The organism is Halomonas sp. XH26, assembly GCF_024138895.1.
Taxonomy (GTDB): Bacteria; Pseudomonadota; Gammaproteobacteria; order Pseudomonadales; family Halomonadaceae; genus Vreelandella; species Vreelandella alkaliphila.
In genome coordinates, this window is record NZ_CP071889.1 from 2,341,904 (window position 1) to 2,359,340 (window position 17,437).

The following is a 17,437-nucleotide window of genomic DNA, read 5'->3' on the forward strand; positions in this document are numbered from 1 at the left end:
TCAAATACGCTCTATGTTAAAAAAACAAAGCGCTCTGCACAAGAACAACCGCCCGTGACCATGGTGGTATAAGCGTTATAATTTTTTGATATTCCAATAAAAAGCGCCCAGGTCTTTGACCTGGGCGCTTTTGCCGCATAGCGTAAAATTAACGCTTAGAGAACTGCGGACGACGACGTGCTTTACGCAGACCGACTTTCTTACGCTCAACTTGACGAGCATCGCGGGTTACATAACCAGCGGCGCGCAACGTTGGACGCAGATCTTCATTGTAGTTCATCAGGGCGCGAGTAATACCGTGACGAATGGCACCTGCTTGAGAGGAACCACCACCGCCAGCAACAGTGACAAATATGTCAAACTGATTTAGCGTCTCAGTCAACTCAAGCGGCTGACGAACAACCATACGACCAGTTACACGACCAAAATAAAGGTCAAGATCTTTATCGTTGACGGTAATTTTGCCAGAGCCCGGCTTCATAAACACGCGAGCGGTGGAAGTCTTGCGGCGCCCGGTACCGTAATACTGCTGTGTCATGGCGAAGATTTCCTCAGATGTTCAGTTCAAGCGGCTGTTGGGCAGCATGCGGATGCTCGGCACCGGCGTACACTTTTAATTTTGAGTACATGGCGCGACCCAAAGGACCTTTCGGCAACATGCCTTTAACGGCAGACTCAATAATGCGCTCAGGGGCATGATCAAGCATTTTGTCGAATGTCATAGAGCGCAAACCGCCCGGGTAACCAGTGTGGCGATAGTAGGTTTTAGCCTTCGCCTTGTTGCCGGTTACGTGGACTTTTTCAGCGTTGATAACAACAATGTAATCGCCAGTATCAACGTGAGGAGTAAATTCGGGCTTATGCTTGCCACGCAGGCGGCGAGCAATCTCGGTTGCCAGACGACCGAGCGTTTTGTCCGTAGCGTCGACTACGTACCAGTCGCGCTGGACGGACTGCGGCTTAGCACTGAACGTCTTCATGGATAAAATCACCAGATTAAGTGTGTTGGGTAGCTTACACCGCTACGTAAGCGATGAAGCACCATCCCTATTTTTTTTGGTTGCCAGAAAAAACCAGCAACATGCAGCGAGGCGGCATTCTACAGCAAGTATCACCGCAAGTTAAGTACCGCCACTCTTTTTTATTGATATCGCTCTTATTGATATTATTCTTGCTTGCAGCGTACTTATCGGAGCACCCGATACTAGGGCTTATGGGGTAGCGCCAGATACTCTTTAGACTGCATTTCCTGCAGACGCGACAGCGTCCGCTGAAATTCAAAGGTCAGCTTACCATCGCGATACAGCGCTTCAACTGGCACCTCTGCTGACATCAACAGCTTAACCCCGCGATCATAAAACTCGTCAACCATATTAATAAAGCGGCGAGCCTGATCGTCTGTTTTAACATTCATCTGAGTGACGTTAGATACCAAAACTGTATGAAATTCTCTGGCAAGCTCAATGTAATCATTCTGGCTACGCGGCCCATCACAGAGTTCGACAAATTCAAACCATGCCACATCGTCGTGGAGTCGGCGCGTCTTTAAAACGCGATGATTAATCTCAAGAGGCGCCCCCTCCTCACCTTCATGACCGGCTATTTCTCTGAAGCTTCTGCTTAGCTCCTGCTCGGCCGCTTTATCAAGCGGTGCATGAAAAATCTCAGCCCGCTCCAAGGCACGCAAACGGTAGTCAACACCAGAATCGACATTGACGACCTCGCAGTGGCGATTCACTAGCTCAATGGCGGGAACAAACCGTGCACGCTGCAACCCATCTTTATAAAGGTCGTTCGGCACTATATTGGATGTCGCCACCAACACCACGCCACGCTCAAACAATGCCTCAAGCAAATTTGCCAAGATCATTGCATCGGTAATGTCTTTGACAAAAAACTCATCAAAGCAGATGACGCGCGCCTCAGCAGCAAACTTGCCAGCAATCAGCGTCAAAGGGTTCTTTTCGCCCTTATAGTGAGTCAACTCATTGTGGACACGCTGCATAAAGCGATGAAAATGGGTGCGCATTTTTTCAGGGAACGGCAGCGCCTCGTAGAAAGTATCAACTAGATACGTTTTCCCACGCCCCACGCCTCCCCAAAAGTAGAGCCCCTTAACCTCAGGCAGCACTGGCCCGCCGGCACTGACCTTTTTACCCAGCAGCCCGGCAACTTTTGCTTTTAACCCTTTGTTAGCAACTACAGTTTTAGGAGCACTAGCGGGTATGGCTAATAACTCATCATAAAGGCGCTGAAGATGCTTAACCGCCTGCTCTTGAGCAGGGTCGTACTGGAAATCGTCACGCTTTAAGTCTTCCTGATACCGCGCAAAAGGCGTTAATCGGCTCGCCTGCTCACTGTCTTGACGTGCAGATAATGATGACATCAACTCGCTCCCACAGCACACATCGTGAACGAAACTGTGACGTTGTAAGAACACAGCCTGCCCTAATAAAAAAGGAATATTATACGCTGCATAATAACTAAGCGCATGAGCGGATTGACCCAACCGACGGATACGCGCCTATAATGGTCACGCTTTGTTAAGCTGTTTGTTAAACTATTTGTCAAACCCCGCCATGCGCTTGGTGGCGTGCATCATCTCTAGGGAGAATACTGTGGAAGCAAGCTCGCCATTCACTTTTGCGATTATCGGTCTCGTTATTGGATTTGTTATCGGCTTAGCGTGTTATCGCCTGTTCAGCAAAAGCCAACGTGACCACGCCACATTAAAGCAGGCTTTACTTGAGCGTGAACATCAAATAGCCGAGCTTAAGAAAGGCATGGGAAGCCACCTCACCGGCATCCAGCAGCACATCATTAATATTCGCCAGGAAGCTGATCGGCTAGAACAGCAAATAGACAGCGAAGCTGCTGAATGGAGACTGGAAACGGCCATTACACCTTCCACAAACAAACTCGCGCCTAACACAGAGGACGAAGGTGATGTTAACACTCCGCGTGATTATGCAGATGGCAAAAGCGGTACGCTATCTGAAGACTTTGGCTTGAAGAGCAGTTTGAATGAGCATGACACAGCCACACCTCAACCTCCTCGTTATTAAGAAACAGCAAGGCTAATTGCTTTTAAAGCACCTGCATGACAAATAGCATCCGCATAGCCAACCGATGCGGATGCTTTGCACAAGTTAGCGCTAGGCGGGATTATCGATATCGACAAATCGGTGCTCTATACCATACTCACTCGCCAACCACTCACCCAGCGCCTGAACACCAAAACGTTCAGTCGCATGATGACCAGCCGCGATGTAATGAATACCCATTTCTCTAGCCAAGTGCGTCGTGCGCTCTGATATTTCCCCAGACACGAAAACTTGCGCCCCTGCATCGTAAGCCGCCGTAATCATGTCTTGAGCACCTCCAGTGCACCATGCGACCCGCTCCACAGAGCCAACTAAAGGCGACTCGACCACTAAAGGCGCTCGATGGAGCACTGCAGCCAATTGACCGCCCAGCTCAGCAACGCTTAGCGGCTCAGCCAACCGGCCGGACCACAACAACCCTTCGCCAAGCTCACCATCAATGCATCCCTCGACCTTCCACCCCAGACGCTTGGCCAGCTCGGCATTGTTGCCAAACGCTGCATGCGCATCTAATGGCAAGTGGTAAGCAAGCAAGCTCATTTCGTTATCCAACAGTGTTTTAATACGTTTCTGCTTCATGCCGGTAATAGCTACCGGTTCATTTTTCCAGAAATAACCATGGTGCACTAACACCATGTCCGCTCGCCAAGCGACCGCCTCCTCCAATAACGCCTGACATGCCGTCACCCCTGACATCACCCGCGTTACAGTGTCACGCCCCTCCACCTGAAGGCCGTTAACGGTAAAATCTTTAAATTGCGATGACCGCAATTGATGGTCGCAAGCAGCAACTAGTTGGTCGCGATGGATCACACTGACTCCTTAACCGATTAACAGGCTATCGTGAGGAACATCTCAATAAAGTGTTACGATGGAACTATTGTAAATCTCGCTTCGCGTTATCGCGAACCTCACGAACATTTAGACTATCACCCGCTGAGGAAATTTCGCATGCACCGCTCTGTGCTGCCCTATATATGGCCAATTATCACCGGGTTATTGCTCGCTGCCTTGGTGCTACTTGCTTTCCCAGAGTATTTGCCCAATCCGTTTCGGCAAACGCCACCCGCAACGGTCGAACCCCCCTCTTCGCTGGTGCCTACTAGCGGAGAGTCGGCAGCCAATCGACCTGCTCCTGAGATTCGCCAAGCAGAACCGCTCAACCGCAACCAAGGGCCTGCAAGCTACTCCAACGCCGTTAATCAAGCGGCGCCAGCCGTCGTCAATATCTATTCATCACGCATTGTTGAACGCGATCAGCATCCATTAATGTCTGATCCTTTTTTCCAGCAGTTCTTCAGCGGCGACGATGCAACCACTCATCAGCGAATGCTGTCGAGCCTGGGTTCTGGCGTTATCGTCAGCCATGACGGCTACGTGCTAACCAATCACCATGTCATTAATGGCGCCGATCAAATACAGGTAGCACTTCGCGATGGTCGGGAAACACTTGCCGAGGTAATTGGCACTGACCCAGAAAGCGACCTTGCCGTATTACGCATTACCCTTGATGACTTGCCAGTGATCGAACTTGCTGACTCAGAACAGGTAGCCGTGGGTGATGTAGCACTCGCTATCGGCAATCCTTTCGGTGTTGGGCAAACCGTTACCATGGGCATTATTAGCGCAACGGGGCGCAGCCACTTAGGTTTAAATGCCTACGAGGACTTCATTCAAACCGACGCCGCGATAAATCCAGGCAATTCCGGGGGCGCATTAGTCAACCCTGACGGCGCCTTAGTAGGCATTAATACGGCTATTTTCTCACGGTCAGGGGGATCACAAGGAATTGGTTTCGCGATTCCAGCCAACCTTGCCCACAGCATCTTGAATGAACTGGTTACCCGCGGTCGCGTCATACGCGGCTGGCTTGGCATAGAAGCACAAGCACTCTCCCGCGAGCTGGCCGCATCGTTTGGGCTAAGAACCCCTCAAGGCGTGATCGTCGCTGGCGTCGTGAAAGACGGGCCTGCCGCTAAAGCAGGCTTACAGCCCGGCGATGTTCTGCTGTCTATTGACGGTCAAGTGATTTTGGATGCTCGGGTAACAATGAGCGCGATTGCCTCCATTCCACCCGGCACAAAACTACCGCTGACGGTCGTACGAAGCGGTGAGCGCATGGACATGACACTGGAAGTAGGTGAACGGCCGGTACCCATTAATGCCACATCAGGAGAGCATCAGAGCGACTCGTAAGTCGCTCTGATGGTTATCGACGCTTGTTCAGACGGCGTTTTTTCAAACAAGACTCAATCGTTAATACGATACTCCGCTGAACGAGCATGGGCCGTCAGTGATTCGCCCCGGGCAAGTACAGAGGCTATTTTACCAAGCTCAGACGCACCACCAGGCGAGCACTGAATAATGGAGGAGCGTTTCTGGAAATCATACACCCCCAGTGGCGATGAAAAACGGGCTGTTCCAGACGTGGGCAGCACATGATTCGGCCCTGCACAATAGTCACCCAGAGCTTCCGAAGTATGCCGCCCCATGAAGATAGCCCCAGCGTGACGCACTTCATCAAGCCAGCCACCAGGCGCCTCTACAGAAAGCTCAAGGTGTTCCGGTGCAATACGGTTGATCAATTCAATGGCTTCGGCTTGATCTTGACATAGGATTAATGCTCCACGACGCTGCAGCGAAGCACGGGCAATATCTTCACGCTCAAGTGTCGGCAATAATCGTTCGATTGCAGCCTCTACGGCTTCGAGATGCGCAGCGTTCCAACTAACAAAAATCGCCTGGGCATCCTCGTCGTGCTCAGCCTGGGAAAACAAGTCCATCGCCAGCCAATCTGGGTCTGTCTGGCCGTCAGACACCACCATGATTTCAGAGGGGCCGGCAATCATATCAATACCAACCTGACCAAATACCGTGCGCTTAGCAGTCGCCACGTAGATATTTCCAGGCCCTACGATTTTATCTACCCGCGGAACGCTTTCCGTGCCATAGGCAAGCGCTGCGACCGCCTGTGCGCCACCAATCGTGAACACATAATCGACGCCCGCCAGATGCGCAGCTGCCAGCACAAGATCATTCAACACACCGTCCGGAGTCGGCACAACCATCACAATCTCGCGCACACCAGCCACATGGGCAGGGATAGCATTCATCAATACCGATGAAGGATAAGCGGCTTTCCCGCCTGGCACATAAATACCTGCGCGGTCCAGCGGGGTGACCTTTTGGCCCAGCACCGTTCCATCAGCCTCTTCGTATTGCCACGAGCTTGGCTTCTGGCGCTCATGATAACGCTTAATACGCTCAGCGGCGGCTGACAGCGCATTACGCTGCTCAGCAGGCAAACCATCAAAGGCCTTTTTCAGTTGCTCAGGAGATAGGCGTAGCTGCTCCATACTCTCGACTGACAGGCGGTCAAAGCGATTTGTCGCCTCAACCACCGCACTGTCACCTCGCCGTTTAACATCTGCCAATATCTCTTCAACACGAGCCTGTACTGCCTTATCAGACACCCCTTCCCAATCCAGCAGCGCATCTAAATGCTGATGGAATGCCCCATCAACAGTCGAGAGACGGGCAATGGTGGCTGTGGACTTATCGCTCATGGTAAACCTCGTGTCATTCAATAGGCTGAGTCTGACGCTTTTTAACCGCACTTTCCAGGCGGGCTAACAATGGCTTAATACGGTCATGCTTCATAGTCATGGCGGCTTTATTAACCACCAGGCGAGTGCTGATATGGGCAATGAGCTCACGAGGCTCCATGCCATTGGCGCGTAGCGTATTGCCGGTATCCACGATATCAACAATTTCATCGGCCAAATTCATCAGCGGAGCAAGTTCCATCGCCCCGTAGAGTTTGATCACTTCGGCTTGAATACCCTGCTCTGCATAGTAACGCCTCGCTACGTTTACAAACTTAGTAGCTACACGACGACGCGCTTCAGCAGGCAACTGACCTGTCACACCAGCAGTCATCAGCTTGCAACGAGCGATATCCAAGTCTAGGGGCTCGTATAGACCTTCAGCCCCATGTTCAAGCAGAACGTCTTTACCCGCAATGCCTACATCTGCGGCACCCAGCTGCACATAGGTCGGCACATCGGTTGCCCGTATAATCACCAACTTTACATCTGGCAAATTAGTATCAAACAACAGCTTACGGCTTTTACCCAAATCTTCTGCCGGGGTAATTCCCGCATCTGCCAACAGCGGCAGCGTTTCGTCCAGAATACGCCCTTTTGAAAGGGCCAAAATCAGTTGCTTACTCATTATTTAGGCCAATGGTTAATAACATGGCTTAGCCAGGAATACGGCGAATGCGCGCACCCAGCAGCTGTAATTTTTCCTCAATGCACTCATAACCACGATCGATATGATAAATACGATCTACAAGCGTTTCGCCTTCAGCCATCATTGCCGCGATCACCAATGACGCTGACGCACGAAGGTCGGTAGCCATTACCGGCGCACCTGAAAGCTTTTCTACGCCTTCAATCAGTGCCGTATTACCTTCAAGGGCAATATTCGCCCCCATCCGGTTTAGCTCTTGCACGTGCATAAAGCGGTTTTCAAAGATGGTTTCCACTACCCGGGAATGCCCCTCGGCGACAGCATTCATCGCCACAAACTGCGCCTGCATATCGGTAGGGAATGCAGGATAAGGTGCAGTGCGAATATTCACCGCTTTTGGGCGCTTACCGTGCATATCCAAAGCGATCCAATCATCGCCACTGGTAATCTCAGCACCCGCTTCTTCAAGCTTCGCAAGCACCGCTTCTAAAATATCGGCACGGGTGCGCTTCACTTTCACGCGACCACCCGTCATGGCAGCTGCCACCAGGAAAGTACCCGTTTCAATACGATCAGGCATGACATCGTGCTCGCAGCCGTGCAGCGTCGCAACGCCCTCAACCACGATTGTGTCAGTACCATGCCCGCGAATATTAGCTCCCATCTTGATCAAACACTCGGCGAGATCGACAATTTCCGGCTCGCGCGCAGCATTTTCAAGAATAGTGGTGCCCTCAGCAAGGGTTGCCGCCATCAACAGATTTTCGGTACCCGTTACCGTCACTGTATCAAAGAAGATAGTGGCTCCTTTCAAGCGTCCATCAACTCGGGCACGAATATAACCCGCTTCAACGCGGATCTCTGCGCCCATCGCCTCAAGACCACGGATATGCAAGTCCACCGGACGTGAACCAATTGCGCACCCGCCTGGTAGAGAAACATCTGCCTTACCGAAATGTGCTAACAACGGGCCTAACACCAGAATGGAGGCGCGCATCTTCTTAACGAGCTCGTAGGGAGCATGACACTGCGTTACCTGAGAGCCGTCAAGCTGGATACTGAGTTTCTCACCCATCACAGGTTCAACGCCCATTCGTCCTAGCAACTCCAGCGTAGTAGTGATGTCTTGCAAATGAGGCAAATTACCAATAATGACCGGACCATCTGCCAAAAGGCTGGCACACAAAATTGGCAACGCCGCATTCTTAGCGCCACTCACCCACACTTCGCCATCTACCGACCCATTGCCGGTAATGATTAATTTATCCATAGAGAAGCCGCTACTATGCGTTTTCCGGTGCAGTTTGCCACTGCGCCGGAGTAAACGTTTTGATACTAATGGCGTGCAGAGCGCCAGATGCAATTTCGTCATTTAGCGCCGCATAGACCAGTTGCTGACGCTTTACAGGAGAAAGACCTTCAAAAGCTTCGCCAACCGCGATCACCTGAAAATTGCAGCCTTCACCCTGGATATGAAAATCACATCCATCGATGCGGGACTCAAGCAGTGCTTTTACCTCGTTGGGTTGCATAAGACAGGAAACTCCTTTGGGCCATTGAATTAGGTAATTGAAATAGGGAGGACGTTGAATTAGTGAGGAACAGGAGAACATGATAAAGAAAAGCGACACGCTTGGCGATGCTAGACGAGCACTCACGCTTCAGCGTTGGGCGAACCTATTAGCGCGTCGAGTTCAGCGAGCGACGTTAAACGTTCAAGCGGAGCAGACAATGCAATCGACGTAACGACAATGTCTAGCGAGTGACACGCACGCAGCCATTCAAACAGAACGCTAATCGCCGCGCTACTTGCCTTTGAAACGCCTGAAAAATCGAGAACAACATCAGTTAATCGAGCACTTTCAAGCCATTTAACGCCTGCAGCGGCCACATCGGCCGCTGCATTGACATTGAGATCACCCTGAACAGCCAACGCGCAAGACTGCGCAATCAGCGAAACATGGGGCATAGATAACAGCGTCGTCACGCGTTGCCCCCTTGCTCAAGCTCGTCGACACCAATTTCAGGCGACCAACTACGAATGACTGCATCGTAGTCTCGGTTATTTTCGCGCATCGACTGATCAAACTGATTACGGAAGGTCAGCCCTAAATTGATGCCATTAACAATAACATTGACCACTTTCCACTCACCATTTGAAAGTCGCAGACTGTAGCTAACGGGGTAAATCTGACCATTTGTGGCAACAACTTCCATATCAACACTGGCTTGATCTTCATAGCGCTGACCGCGCTGGTCGGTCAACACTCGCAACTCATCGTAATCAAAGGTCACGAGACCACGCGTGTACGTGTCGATCAGGGTTTGACGAAAAACATCGGCGAACCGACTACGCTGTTCTGGCGTTGCGTTGCGAAAGTAGCTTCCCATCACGCTAGCGCCAATATAACGAAAATCCGCTACATCATTCAGGCTATCGTTGACTAACGCCTTAAGCTCATTAAGATTATTGGCGTAATAATCTTCTCTACCGTTAATCTGCTCCATGAATTCATTGACGTTTTCACGAACCAACGCTTCTGGCGATTTCGACTGGGCCTGGGCAGCAAAAGGCAGCAGAACGACCGCTAGCGTCAACAAAAAAAGCAAACGACGGGCCAACATTACGCTATTTTCTTTCATTAAAATCACCTCATGACAACTGACAGCACCCACGGTGCTTAGTTAGTAACCATATTGGATACAAATTGCTGGATAAGTTCTTCGAGCACCAGGGCAGACTGGGTATCACGAATAACATCCCCCTCCTCAAGCACTTCAGGAGCGCCGCCAACACTCAGGCCAATATACTGCTCACCGAGCAGCCCAGCCGTCAAAATAGCTGCGGTAGTATCTTGCGAAAGCTGGCCTTCAAGATCACTATCGAGGCTCAACACCACCCGCGCATCATACCACTCGGTATCAAGCTCAATAGCCTCTACCCGTCCCACAGTAACACCGGCCATGGTGACCCGCGCACGTGGTTTCAGGCTGCCAATGTTGGAAAAACTGGCCTCGAGACGAAACGTGTCGGAAGATGTTGAAAGCGTCATGCCACTTACGCGTAAGCCCAAAAAAACAAGCCCCAGAATGCCCGCAAGCATAAACAGGCCAACACCAAACTCCATGGTTTTACTGCGCTTCATGTTATTGCTCCACCCATTAAAGGCCGCCAAACATCACGGCGGTCAATACAAAATCCAGCCCCAAAACAGCAAGCGATGAATACACCACCGTGCGGGTTGTCGCACGCGAAATACCTTCAGAGGTAGGCACTAAGTCATACCCTTGGAACACCGCAATCCAGGTGACGACTACTGCAAATACAAGGCTTTTGATTATTCCATTACCAATATCATCAACAAACGAAACACTAGCCTGCATATTGCTCCAGTAAGAGCCTTCAAAAACCCCCAGCCATTCCACGCCAACCAAATAGCCACCCCAAATCCCCACTACGCTAAAACCAACGGTAAGAATAGGTAGCGCAACAAAACCTGCCCACAACCTTGGCGCCACAACCCGGCGCAGAGGGTCAACGCCAATCATTTCCATGCTGGTTAACTGCTCAGTCGCCTTCATCAGGCCAATTTCCGCCGTTAACGCAGAGCCCGCGCGCCCTGCAAACAGTAGCGCAGCGACCACTGGCGCTAGCTCTCGAAGAAGCGAAAGAGCAACCATCTGGCCAAGCGCCTGCTCTGCCCCAAAATCAACCAATATGGTATACCCCTGCAGCGCAAGCACCATGCCTATAAACAGCCCTGACACCAGTACAATAGCCAGAGACAGTACACCGACAAAGTGCACTTGGCGCAGCCACAACGACCACCCTTCCCGAGAAGGTACCCCTACTGCCGACTGGGCAAGAAAGACACCTGCACGCCCTAACGACTCTAAGGCATCACACCCTTTTTGCCCCAGCCGAGCGACATGCGAAATAGCATGTTTAATGTTTGATTGCATTTAACGCACCTTCCCTGCAGAGGCTTGGCCTAGAATATCGCGGTAAAGTGTCTCAGCGGGATAGTGAAACGGCACCGGCCCGTCTGGCTCACCATGGATAAACTGGCTTACTCGGGGATCTTGGTTCGTATCTAAGGTTCTTGGCGTGCCAGAGGCTACCACCTGCCCATCGGCAATGAGGTACAGATAATCCGCAATGCTGAGGGTCTCTTTGATATCGTGCGAAACGATCACTGACGTAAGCGACAGTGCCTGATTCAGCCGTTTAATTAGCTGTACAAGCACCCCCATAGAAATGGGGTCTTGCCCGACAAAAGGCTCATCATAAAGGATTAACTCTGGATCAAGCGCTACCGCCCGTGCCAGCGCCACACGCCTTGCCATCCCCCCCGAAAGCTCAGCTGGCGACAAGTGCCTAGCCCCGCGCAAACCCACTGCCTGTAACTTAAGAAGCACTAGATCGCGTATCATAGGATCAGGCAAGTCAGTATGCACCCGAAGCGGAAACGCTACGTTTTCAAATACATCAAGATCTGAAAACAGTGCGCCGCTCTGAAATAACATACCCATGCGCTTACGCAGCGTAAACAGGGCCTTACGCGACAGGCGATGGACATCTTGACCGTCGATTAACACTCGCCCCCGGTCAGGCGTTAATTGCCCACCAATTAGCTTTAAAAGGGTCGTCTTTCCGGTACCGCTTGGCCCCATGATAGCCGTTACCTGGCCTCGCGAAATCGTCATGTTGATTCCGCGAAAAATATCATGATCACCCCGCGAGAAGTACAAATCTTCAATTTCGATGAAGGGAGCATCGGTCATGGGCTGGCTGGCCTTGATGGTCGTCTTGCCGCAACAGCATTAGTATATGCTGGCTACGCATTAGTTAGTTAAAAACAGATAATTCAAAAAAACAGCTAGTTTATAAAGAACAGACAGTTTAAAAAACAGTGTTTTCGAAATATTATCGAACATCGTAACTTAACGCTACTCACAGTAACAGATGCGCTCATTGCAACCGCGCTGAGGAGTAGGATACGCGCCTTACCTACAAACCGCGCCAAGATGTTATTCTTACCGACCTACTTTTGACCGCTTATGAAAAGAGATGCCCTCATGCGCCAGCCACTATCGACACCTAGCCCACTGCGTGAAAGTGCGCTGCGCACACTGCAAATTGAGCAGGCCGCTATCGGTGGACTTCAGGCAAAACTTGATGAGAGCTTTGACCACGCTTGTGAACTTATCCTCGCCTGCCAGGGCCGCGTAGTGGTAACCGGCATGGGTAAGTCCGGCCATATTGCGGGCAAGCTGGCTGCAACGTTGGCAAGCACCGGCACGCCTGCTTTTTTTGTACACCCAGGTGAAGCCAGTCATGGCGATCTCGGCATGATCACCCGCGCAGATGTTGTACTAGCACTTTCGAACTCTGGCGAAACCGCAGAGGTCACTGCGCTGCTTCCGCTGCTGAAACGCCTAGGAACCCCCCTTGTCAGCATGACTGGACGCCCTGGTTCCACATTAGCCAAACACGCCGATGCTCACCTTAATAGCGGCGTTGAGCGCGAAGCCTGCCCTCTCGACTTAGCGCCGACCAGCTCAACCACAGCAGCACTTGCCTTAGGTGATGCCTTAGCCGTGGCATTATTAGAAGCACGGGGCTTCACCGCGGAAGATTTTGCGCTTTCACACCCAGGTGGAAGCCTCGGCAAACGCCTACTTTTGCGTGTAAAGGATTTAATGCACAACGGATCACGCCTCCCCCAAGTAGCATTAGGCAGCCCGTTACGGGACGCACTCTTGGAAATTACTCGCCAAGGGTTGGGCTTTACCTGCGTAATCGATAGCGAAGGACGCCTTGCCGGCGTTTATACCGACGGTGACTTACGCCGAACGCTGGATCAGTTTCATGACCTACGTGACGTCCTAGTTGATGATGTGATGACACGTCCTGGAAAACGTATCGGTCCCGATGTGTTAGCGGCTGAAGCGGTACGCATCATGGAAGACAGTCGAATCACCGCACTGGCGGTCGTGGATGATCAGCAGCGCCCCATTGGCGCGCTACATATGCATGACTTACTTGCTAGTGGTGTCATTTAATCAATCTTTTCAAACATTAATAATACGGAGGCTTCATGGCCCTACCTGACGCTCTACAAGACCGGATTCGCCGCGTAAAATTGCTTGCTATTGACGTTGACGGCGTACTTACCGATGGCCGCCTCTATTTTCAAGCTGACGGTATCGAAATCAAAGCGTTTCATACCCAAGATGGCCACGGCCTCAAACTTTTGAAACGCGTCGGAATCCATGTTGCCTTAATTACTGGGCGTGATTCTCCCATGGTCAGCCAACGTGCTGCGTCGTTGGGAATTACCCATGTGTATCAAGGGTGCGAGGATAAACTCACTACGCTACGCGCGCTTTGCCAACGCCTAGACATCACGCTTGAGCAGGTTGCTTATTGTGGTGACGACCTACCAGACCTTGCTCCAATTAAACGTTCTGGCGTAGGCATCACCGTCCCTAATGCTCCTGATTATATGCATACTCACGCTGACTGGATTACCGATCGGCTTGGTGGCCACGGCGCTGTACGTGAAATCTGCGATACCTTATTGATGTCTCAAGGTCATTGGGATGCTGTTTTAGATACGTACCTACACGGCCAATCGTAATGCGCTTTTGGGTTAAAAAACGCATTTGGATAACCATCATGGTGTTTGCCTTAGGTGGCGTACTGGTATGGCTGGATCCGCGCGGCCCTCAAGACCAATCAATCGACGCAGAGGCTCGTGCTCAAGAGCCCGGCCATGTACTAGAGAATGCAGAAATTACTCTGTTTGGTGACACCGGAGCCATCCAGCAGTCGCTGACGACGCCACGCTTAGTTCATACCCCTCAAACGGCGATGACAGATGTCCTCTCCCCCAGGGCGACACTATTTGATAGCGAAGAGCGTCAATGGCTAGCGACGGCGGAGACCGGCACCCTAAATACTGACACGCAGGCGCTCACGCTAGCTGGTTCAGCCCAATTACTTGCACCTGATGAGGGCTGGCAGTTGAATACTGAGTTATTACACTATGATGGCATCACCCGTCATGCTTGGAGCGATGCCGAAACCATACTTCAGCAACCGCCCCAGCGCATTGACGCTTCACGTATGGATGTATGGCTGGATGATAGCCAGATCCGCTTAACCAATAACGTGCGCGGCGTTCACCCGCCTGCCACTCGTTCTCAGTAGGAGTCGCGATGAACGTTCTTATTCGCACGGCACTCTTCGTCATTGCGCTACCCATTTCAGCGGCAGCGCTACCGGTTATGGCACAAAGCCAAGCCCCCGTAGAAGTAGAGGCTGACCGTTTAGATCTCGATCAACGCGCAGGCACCGCAGTGTATTCAGGCAACGTCGATATTCGGCAGGGCAATATGCAACTGCGCGGCGATCGCGTTGAGATTCAGCGCAACGATGCTGGCGAGCTATCGCGTGCCATTGCAACCGGTGGACGAGCCTACATACGTAACCAGCTCGAAGACCAAGCTAGCCCAATGGAAGGCTGGGCAAAACGTATTATTTATCATGTTGCCGAGCGTCGGGTAGAGCTCATTGACCAAGCGGAACTGACCCAGCAAGCAGATCGCTTTGAAGGTGGGCGATTAGAGTACTTTATAGACCAAGGTGTGGTTCAGGCGCGTTCTGATGTTAGTGGTGGTGAGCCACAACGTATCCGCATGACTCTTCAGCCGGAACAATAGGAGTGTCCAGTGGCGACCAATAACGCAGAGCCCGCACCTCAAACCACAGCCTCAGAATCAGCATCAGAAAGCGCGCCGATAAAAACACTTTATGCCCAACACTTAGCTAAAAGCTATAAACGCCGCCGTGTCGTTAAGGATATTAACCTAGAGATATCTCAAGGCAGCGTGGTAGGGCTACTAGGCCCCAATGGCGCAGGCAAAACGACATCGTTTTATATGATTGTCGGCTTGGTAAAGTCTGATGCGGGAAAGGTTGGCATTGATGAGCTTGATTTAACCCATGCCCCCATGCACGAACGTGCAATGGCTGGTATTGGCTACTTGCCTCAGGAAGCCTCTATTTTTCGCAAACTTACCGTCGCCGACAACATCATGGCAATCCTGGAAACCCGCAAAGAGCTCGATCGTAGCGCCAGGGAGCAGCGCCTTGAGTCGCTACTGGAAGATTTTCACATCACGCACATTCGTGACAACTTCGGCATGAGTCTTTCGGGCGGAGAGCGTAGACGTGTTGAGATTGCCCGCTCCCTCGCGACCGAGCCTGCCTTTATCCTGCTTGATGAGCCGTTTGCCGGCGTTGATCCAATCTCAGTGGGCGATATTAAAACGATCATTCGAGCCCTCAAAAAGCGCCATATCGGCGTGCTGATCACTGATCATAACGTCAGGGAAACACTGGATATTTGCGATATTGCTTACATTGTAGGTGACGGCCATATCATCGCCAGTGGCCCCCCTCAGGAAATTCTCAACAACCAGCGGGTAAGAGACGTTTACTTGGGGGCTGATTTCCGCTTGTAAACAGCCATCTGTAGAAAAAATAGTAGTGGTGGCATACTTATTGCACTTGCACCAAGCCATAACTCGCACTAGGGTGGAGCTTTCTGATTAACGAGCGGTTCTCAGATGGTCATGAAAGCTTCTCTTCAATTGCGTATCGGTACACAGCTGACCATGACACCTCAGCTGCAGCAGGCCATCGCCCTGTTACAGCTATCAACGCTGGACCTCCGTCAAGAAATTCAGCAAGCACTTGATGCCAATCCAATGCTTGAGCAGGAAGATGAGTTCGGCGAACAGGCCGTTAGTGAACCCCAGGAAGCTGAATGGTCCGAAAGCATTCCTAACGAACTCTCAACTGACAGTGACTGGTCAGACACTTATCAAGACCTTGGTAGCCATGGTGCCAGCAGCGAGGGGCCTGACTTTGAGCGTCAAGCCGCTGGTCAAAGTTTGCATGGCCACTTACTTTGGCAACTCGCCATGACAGATTTTTCACCACGCGACCACGCCATTGCTGAAAGCCTCATCGATGCACTGGATGCCAACGGCTACCTAACCCAGCCTCTCAATGACATTCGCGAAGGACTTAAAGCCCAAGGGCATGAAGGCCTTAGCCAGCGTGAAGTTGAAACAACCTTGCTTCGTCTTCAACAGTTTGAGCCCACCGGTGTATTTGCTCGCGACCTGCGGGAGTGTTTAATGCTGCAGCTCGCCTCACTACCGGAAGATACACCGCTGCTTATGCCTGCCAAGCGGTTAGTGCGTCAATTTCTGGAAGCGCTTGGTAAGGATGATGTGCGTTTGCTAAAGCGGCGGTTAAGTCTAGATGATGAGCAGCTTGATGATGTCATCCGCTTGATCCGCAGCCTTGATCCTCGCCCAGGAAGTGCCTTTGGCGACACTGATGACAGCTATGTAACGCCAGATTTAGTCGTACGCCATGACCACGAAGGATGGCACCTGGAGCTAAATCCTGAGGCATTGCCGCGCTTGCGCATTCAACCTGACTACGCAAGCCTGATCAAACGGGCTGACAAGAGCCAAGATAACCAATTTTTAAAAGAGCATCTCCAAGAAGCTCGCTGGCTCATCAAGAGCCTTTCAAGTCGAAATGATACGCTACTGCGGGTGGGCCGAGAAATCATAGCTCGCCAGATAGGCTTTCTGGAACACGGCGAAGAAGCCATGAAACCGCTGATTTTAGCCGATATCGCAGACGCCGTAGAAATGCATGAATCCACTATTTCCAGGGTCACCACCCAGAAATACATTCATACTCCGCGCGGAGTGTTTGAGCTCAAATACTTCTTTTCAAGCCAAGTAAGTGGCCAGGACGGCGGTGACAGTCACTCCAGCACCGCCATCCGCGCTCGAATCAAAAAACTGGTGCAAGATGAACCGCCCGGGAAACCTCTCTCAGACAGCCGCCTCGTGGCGCTATTGGAAGAGGGTGGCATTAATGTGGCAAGGCGAACGGTGGCCAAATATCGCGAGTCGATGGGTATACCCTCTTCAAGCGAACGCCGCCGTTTACGCTAATAAAACAGTGCTAACGAACAAAGTCT

General features: G+C 51.5%; 21 protein-coding genes. 8 read left to right on the forward strand and 13 right to left on the reverse strand.

Annotated elements, in window-relative coordinates; all coding sequences use genetic code 11:
• Window positions 1-148: 148 nt before the first annotated feature.
• From rpsI to zapE, 3 genes are all read right to left on the reverse strand, one after another.
• Window positions 149-538 carry a 30S ribosomal protein S9 gene (gene rpsI / locus J4377_RS10875; RefSeq protein ID WP_038485457.1) on the reverse strand — a complete coding sequence of 130 codons (390 nt, stop codon included), beginning with the start codon at window positions 536-538 and terminating at the stop codon, window positions 149-151.
• A 13-nt stretch (window positions 539-551) separates the two neighbouring features.
• Complete coding sequence (rplM, locus tag J4377_RS10880; RefSeq protein ID WP_009721993.1) at window positions 552-980, reverse strand: 50S ribosomal protein L13; 429 nt, start codon at window positions 978-980, stop codon at window positions 552-554.
• A gap of 224 nt (window positions 981-1,204) precedes the next feature.
• Window positions 1,205-2,386 (reverse strand): cell division protein ZapE, encoded by a 1,182-nt coding sequence (zapE, locus tag J4377_RS10885; protein ID WP_038485460.1) that lies wholly within the window; start codon window positions 2,384-2,386, stop codon window positions 1,205-1,207.
• Window positions 2,387-2,618: 232 nt separating this feature from the next.
• Between zapE and J4377_RS10890 the strand changes: the two genes are divergently transcribed.
• Window positions 2,619-3,065, forward strand: coding sequence for a ZapG family protein (locus J4377_RS10890; protein WP_038485463.1), 447 nt, complete (start codon window positions 2,619-2,621; stop codon window positions 3,063-3,065).
• Between the two features lie 90 nt (window positions 3,066-3,155).
• On the opposite strand, the gene J4377_RS10895 is transcribed toward J4377_RS10890, so the two are convergent.
• Window positions 3,156-3,917, reverse strand: coding sequence for a Nif3-like dinuclear metal center hexameric protein (locus J4377_RS10895; RefSeq protein WP_038485466.1), 762 nt, complete (start codon window positions 3,915-3,917; stop codon window positions 3,156-3,158).
• Between the two features lie 138 nt (window positions 3,918-4,055).
• Between J4377_RS10895 and J4377_RS10900 the strand changes: the two genes are divergently transcribed.
• A complete protein-coding gene (locus J4377_RS10900; RefSeq protein WP_253485524.1) occupies window positions 4,056-5,300 on the forward strand; it encodes a Do family serine endopeptidase in 1,245 nt (414 codons plus the stop codon).
• A 53-nt stretch (window positions 5,301-5,353) separates the two neighbouring features.
• On the opposite strand, the gene hisD is transcribed toward J4377_RS10900, so the two are convergent.
• The 9 genes from hisD to J4377_RS10945 all read right to left on the reverse strand — a co-directional run bounded on the left by hisD (window position 5,354) and on the right by J4377_RS10945 (window position 12,143).
• A complete protein-coding gene (gene hisD, locus J4377_RS10905) occupies window positions 5,354-6,670 on the reverse strand; it encodes a histidinol dehydrogenase (RefSeq protein WP_253485526.1) in 1,317 nt (438 codons plus the stop codon).
• 13 nt (window positions 6,671-6,683) lie between these two features.
• Window positions 6,684-7,337: an ATP phosphoribosyltransferase gene (gene hisG, locus J4377_RS10910; protein ID WP_038485475.1), complete on the reverse strand. Its 654-nt coding sequence runs from the start codon at window positions 7,335-7,337 to the stop codon at window positions 6,684-6,686.
• 28 nt (window positions 7,338-7,365) lie between these two features.
• Complete coding sequence (murA, locus tag J4377_RS10915; RefSeq protein WP_038485478.1) at window positions 7,366-8,628, reverse strand: UDP-N-acetylglucosamine 1-carboxyvinyltransferase; 1,263 nt, start codon at window positions 8,626-8,628, stop codon at window positions 7,366-7,368.
• Between the two features lie 13 nt (window positions 8,629-8,641).
• Complete coding sequence (locus J4377_RS10920) at window positions 8,642-8,890, reverse strand: BolA family protein (RefSeq protein ID WP_038485481.1); 249 nt, start codon at window positions 8,888-8,890, stop codon at window positions 8,642-8,644.
• 122 nt (window positions 8,891-9,012) lie between these two features.
• Window positions 9,013-9,345: a lipid asymmetry maintenance protein MlaB gene (locus tag J4377_RS10925; protein ID WP_038485485.1), complete on the reverse strand. Its 333-nt coding sequence runs from the start codon at window positions 9,343-9,345 to the stop codon at window positions 9,013-9,015.
• Window positions 9,342-10,001: a phospholipid-binding protein MlaC gene (locus J4377_RS10930; RefSeq protein ID WP_038485488.1), complete on the reverse strand. Its 660-nt coding sequence runs from the start codon at window positions 9,999-10,001 to the stop codon at window positions 9,342-9,344. Before J4377_RS10930 ends, J4377_RS10925 begins: the two co-directional genes overlap by 4 nt.
• A 38-nt stretch (window positions 10,002-10,039) precedes the next feature.
• Window positions 10,040-10,504, reverse strand: a complete 465-nt coding sequence (gene mlaD / locus J4377_RS10935; RefSeq protein WP_038485491.1) for an outer membrane lipid asymmetry maintenance protein MlaD — start codon at window positions 10,502-10,504, stop codon at window positions 10,040-10,042.
• 16 nt (window positions 10,505-10,520) lie between these two features.
• Window positions 10,521-11,321 carry a lipid asymmetry maintenance ABC transporter permease subunit MlaE gene (mlaE, locus tag J4377_RS10940; RefSeq protein ID WP_038485495.1) on the reverse strand — a complete coding sequence of 267 codons (801 nt, stop codon included), beginning with the start codon at window positions 11,319-11,321 and terminating at the stop codon, window positions 10,521-10,523.
• Window positions 11,322-12,143 (reverse strand): ABC transporter ATP-binding protein, encoded by an 822-nt coding sequence (locus tag J4377_RS10945; RefSeq protein ID WP_038485498.1) that lies wholly within the window; start codon window positions 12,141-12,143, stop codon window positions 11,322-11,324.
• Window positions 12,144-12,437: 294 nt separating this feature from the next.
• Here J4377_RS10945 and J4377_RS10950 point away from each other — a divergent pair, with 294 nt between their 5' ends.
• The 6 genes from J4377_RS10950 (at window position 12,438) to J4377_RS10975 (ending at window position 17,411) form a co-directional block, all read left to right on the forward strand.
• On the forward strand, window positions 12,438-13,424 hold the full coding sequence (locus tag J4377_RS10950; RefSeq protein ID WP_038485501.1) for a KpsF/GutQ family sugar-phosphate isomerase: 987 nt from the start codon (window positions 12,438-12,440) through the stop codon (window positions 13,422-13,424).
• A gap of 35 nt (window positions 13,425-13,459) precedes the next feature.
• Window positions 13,460-14,002 carry an HAD family hydrolase gene (locus J4377_RS10955; RefSeq protein WP_038485504.1) on the forward strand — a complete coding sequence of 181 codons (543 nt, stop codon included), beginning with the start codon at window positions 13,460-13,462 and terminating at the stop codon, window positions 14,000-14,002.
• Window positions 14,002-14,574 carry an LPS export ABC transporter periplasmic protein LptC gene (gene lptC / locus J4377_RS10960; RefSeq protein WP_174412721.1) on the forward strand — a complete coding sequence of 191 codons (573 nt, stop codon included), beginning with the start codon at window positions 14,002-14,004 and terminating at the stop codon, window positions 14,572-14,574. Before J4377_RS10955 ends, lptC begins: the two co-directional genes overlap by 1 nt.
• A gap of 8 nt (window positions 14,575-14,582) precedes the next feature.
• A complete protein-coding gene (gene lptA / locus J4377_RS10965) occupies window positions 14,583-15,086 on the forward strand; it encodes a lipopolysaccharide transport periplasmic protein LptA (RefSeq protein WP_038485507.1) in 504 nt (167 codons plus the stop codon).
• A gap of 78 nt (window positions 15,087-15,164) precedes the next feature.
• Window positions 15,165-15,890 carry an LPS export ABC transporter ATP-binding protein gene (gene lptB, locus J4377_RS10970; RefSeq protein ID WP_095603314.1) on the forward strand — a complete coding sequence of 242 codons (726 nt, stop codon included), beginning with the start codon at window positions 15,165-15,167 and terminating at the stop codon, window positions 15,888-15,890.
• Window positions 15,891-15,995: 105 nt separating this feature from the next.
• A complete protein-coding gene (locus J4377_RS10975) occupies window positions 15,996-17,411 on the forward strand; it encodes an RNA polymerase factor sigma-54 (protein ID WP_253485528.1) in 1,416 nt (471 codons plus the stop codon).
• The last annotated feature ends 26 nt before the right edge of the window (window positions 17,412-17,437 follow it).

Bases quoted from the DNA above. Each gene is read 5' to 3' on its own strand.
- J4377_RS10975 (WP_253485528.1), top strand. From the start codon at position 15,996: ATGGTCATGAAAGCTTCTCTTCAATTGCGTATCGGTACACAGCTGACC.
- mlaD (WP_038485491.1), bottom strand. From the start codon at position 10,504: ATGAAGCGCAGTAAAACCATGGAGTTTGGTGTTGGCCTGTTTATGCTT.
- J4377_RS10920 (WP_038485481.1), bottom strand. From the start codon at position 8,890: ATGCAACCCAACGAGGTAAAAGCACTGCTTGAGTCCCGCATCGATGGA.
- J4377_RS10955 (WP_038485504.1), top strand. From the start codon at position 13,460: ATGGCCCTACCTGACGCTCTACAAGACCGGATTCGCCGCGTAAAATTG.
- J4377_RS10950 (WP_038485501.1), top strand. From the start codon at position 12,438: ATGCGCCAGCCACTATCGACACCTAGCCCACTGCGTGAAAGTGCGCTG.
- mlaE (WP_038485495.1), bottom strand. From the start codon at position 11,321: ATGCAATCAAACATTAAACATGCTATTTCGCATGTCGCTCGGCTGGGG.
- J4377_RS10930 (WP_038485488.1), bottom strand. From the start codon at position 10,001: ATGAAAGAAAATAGCGTAATGTTGGCCCGTCGTTTGCTTTTTTTGTTG.
- rpsI (WP_038485457.1), bottom strand. From the start codon at position 538: ATGACACAGCAGTATTACGGTACCGGGCGCCGCAAGACTTCCACCGCT.
- rplM (WP_009721993.1), bottom strand. From the start codon at position 980: ATGAAGACGTTCAGTGCTAAGCCGCAGTCCGTCCAGCGCGACTGGTAC.
- hisD (WP_253485526.1), bottom strand. From the start codon at position 6,670: ATGAGCGATAAGTCCACAGCCACCATTGCCCGTCTCTCGACTGTTGAT.
- lptC (WP_174412721.1), top strand. From the start codon at position 14,002: ATGCGCTTTTGGGTTAAAAAACGCATTTGGATAACCATCATGGTGTTT.
- J4377_RS10945 (WP_038485498.1), bottom strand. From the start codon at position 12,143: ATGACCGATGCTCCCTTCATCGAAATTGAAGATTTGTACTTCTCGCGG.
- murA (WP_038485478.1), bottom strand. From the start codon at position 8,628: ATGGATAAATTAATCATTACCGGCAATGGGTCGGTAGATGGCGAAGTG.
- lptA (WP_038485507.1), top strand. From the start codon at position 14,583: ATGAACGTTCTTATTCGCACGGCACTCTTCGTCATTGCGCTACCCATT.
- zapE (WP_038485460.1), bottom strand. From the start codon at position 2,386: ATGTCATCATTATCTGCACGTCAAGACAGTGAGCAGGCGAGCCGATTA.
- J4377_RS10900 (WP_253485524.1), top strand. From the start codon at position 4,056: ATGCACCGCTCTGTGCTGCCCTATATATGGCCAATTATCACCGGGTTA.
- hisG (WP_038485475.1), bottom strand. From the start codon at position 7,337: ATGAGTAAGCAACTGATTTTGGCCCTTTCAAAAGGGCGTATTCTGGAC.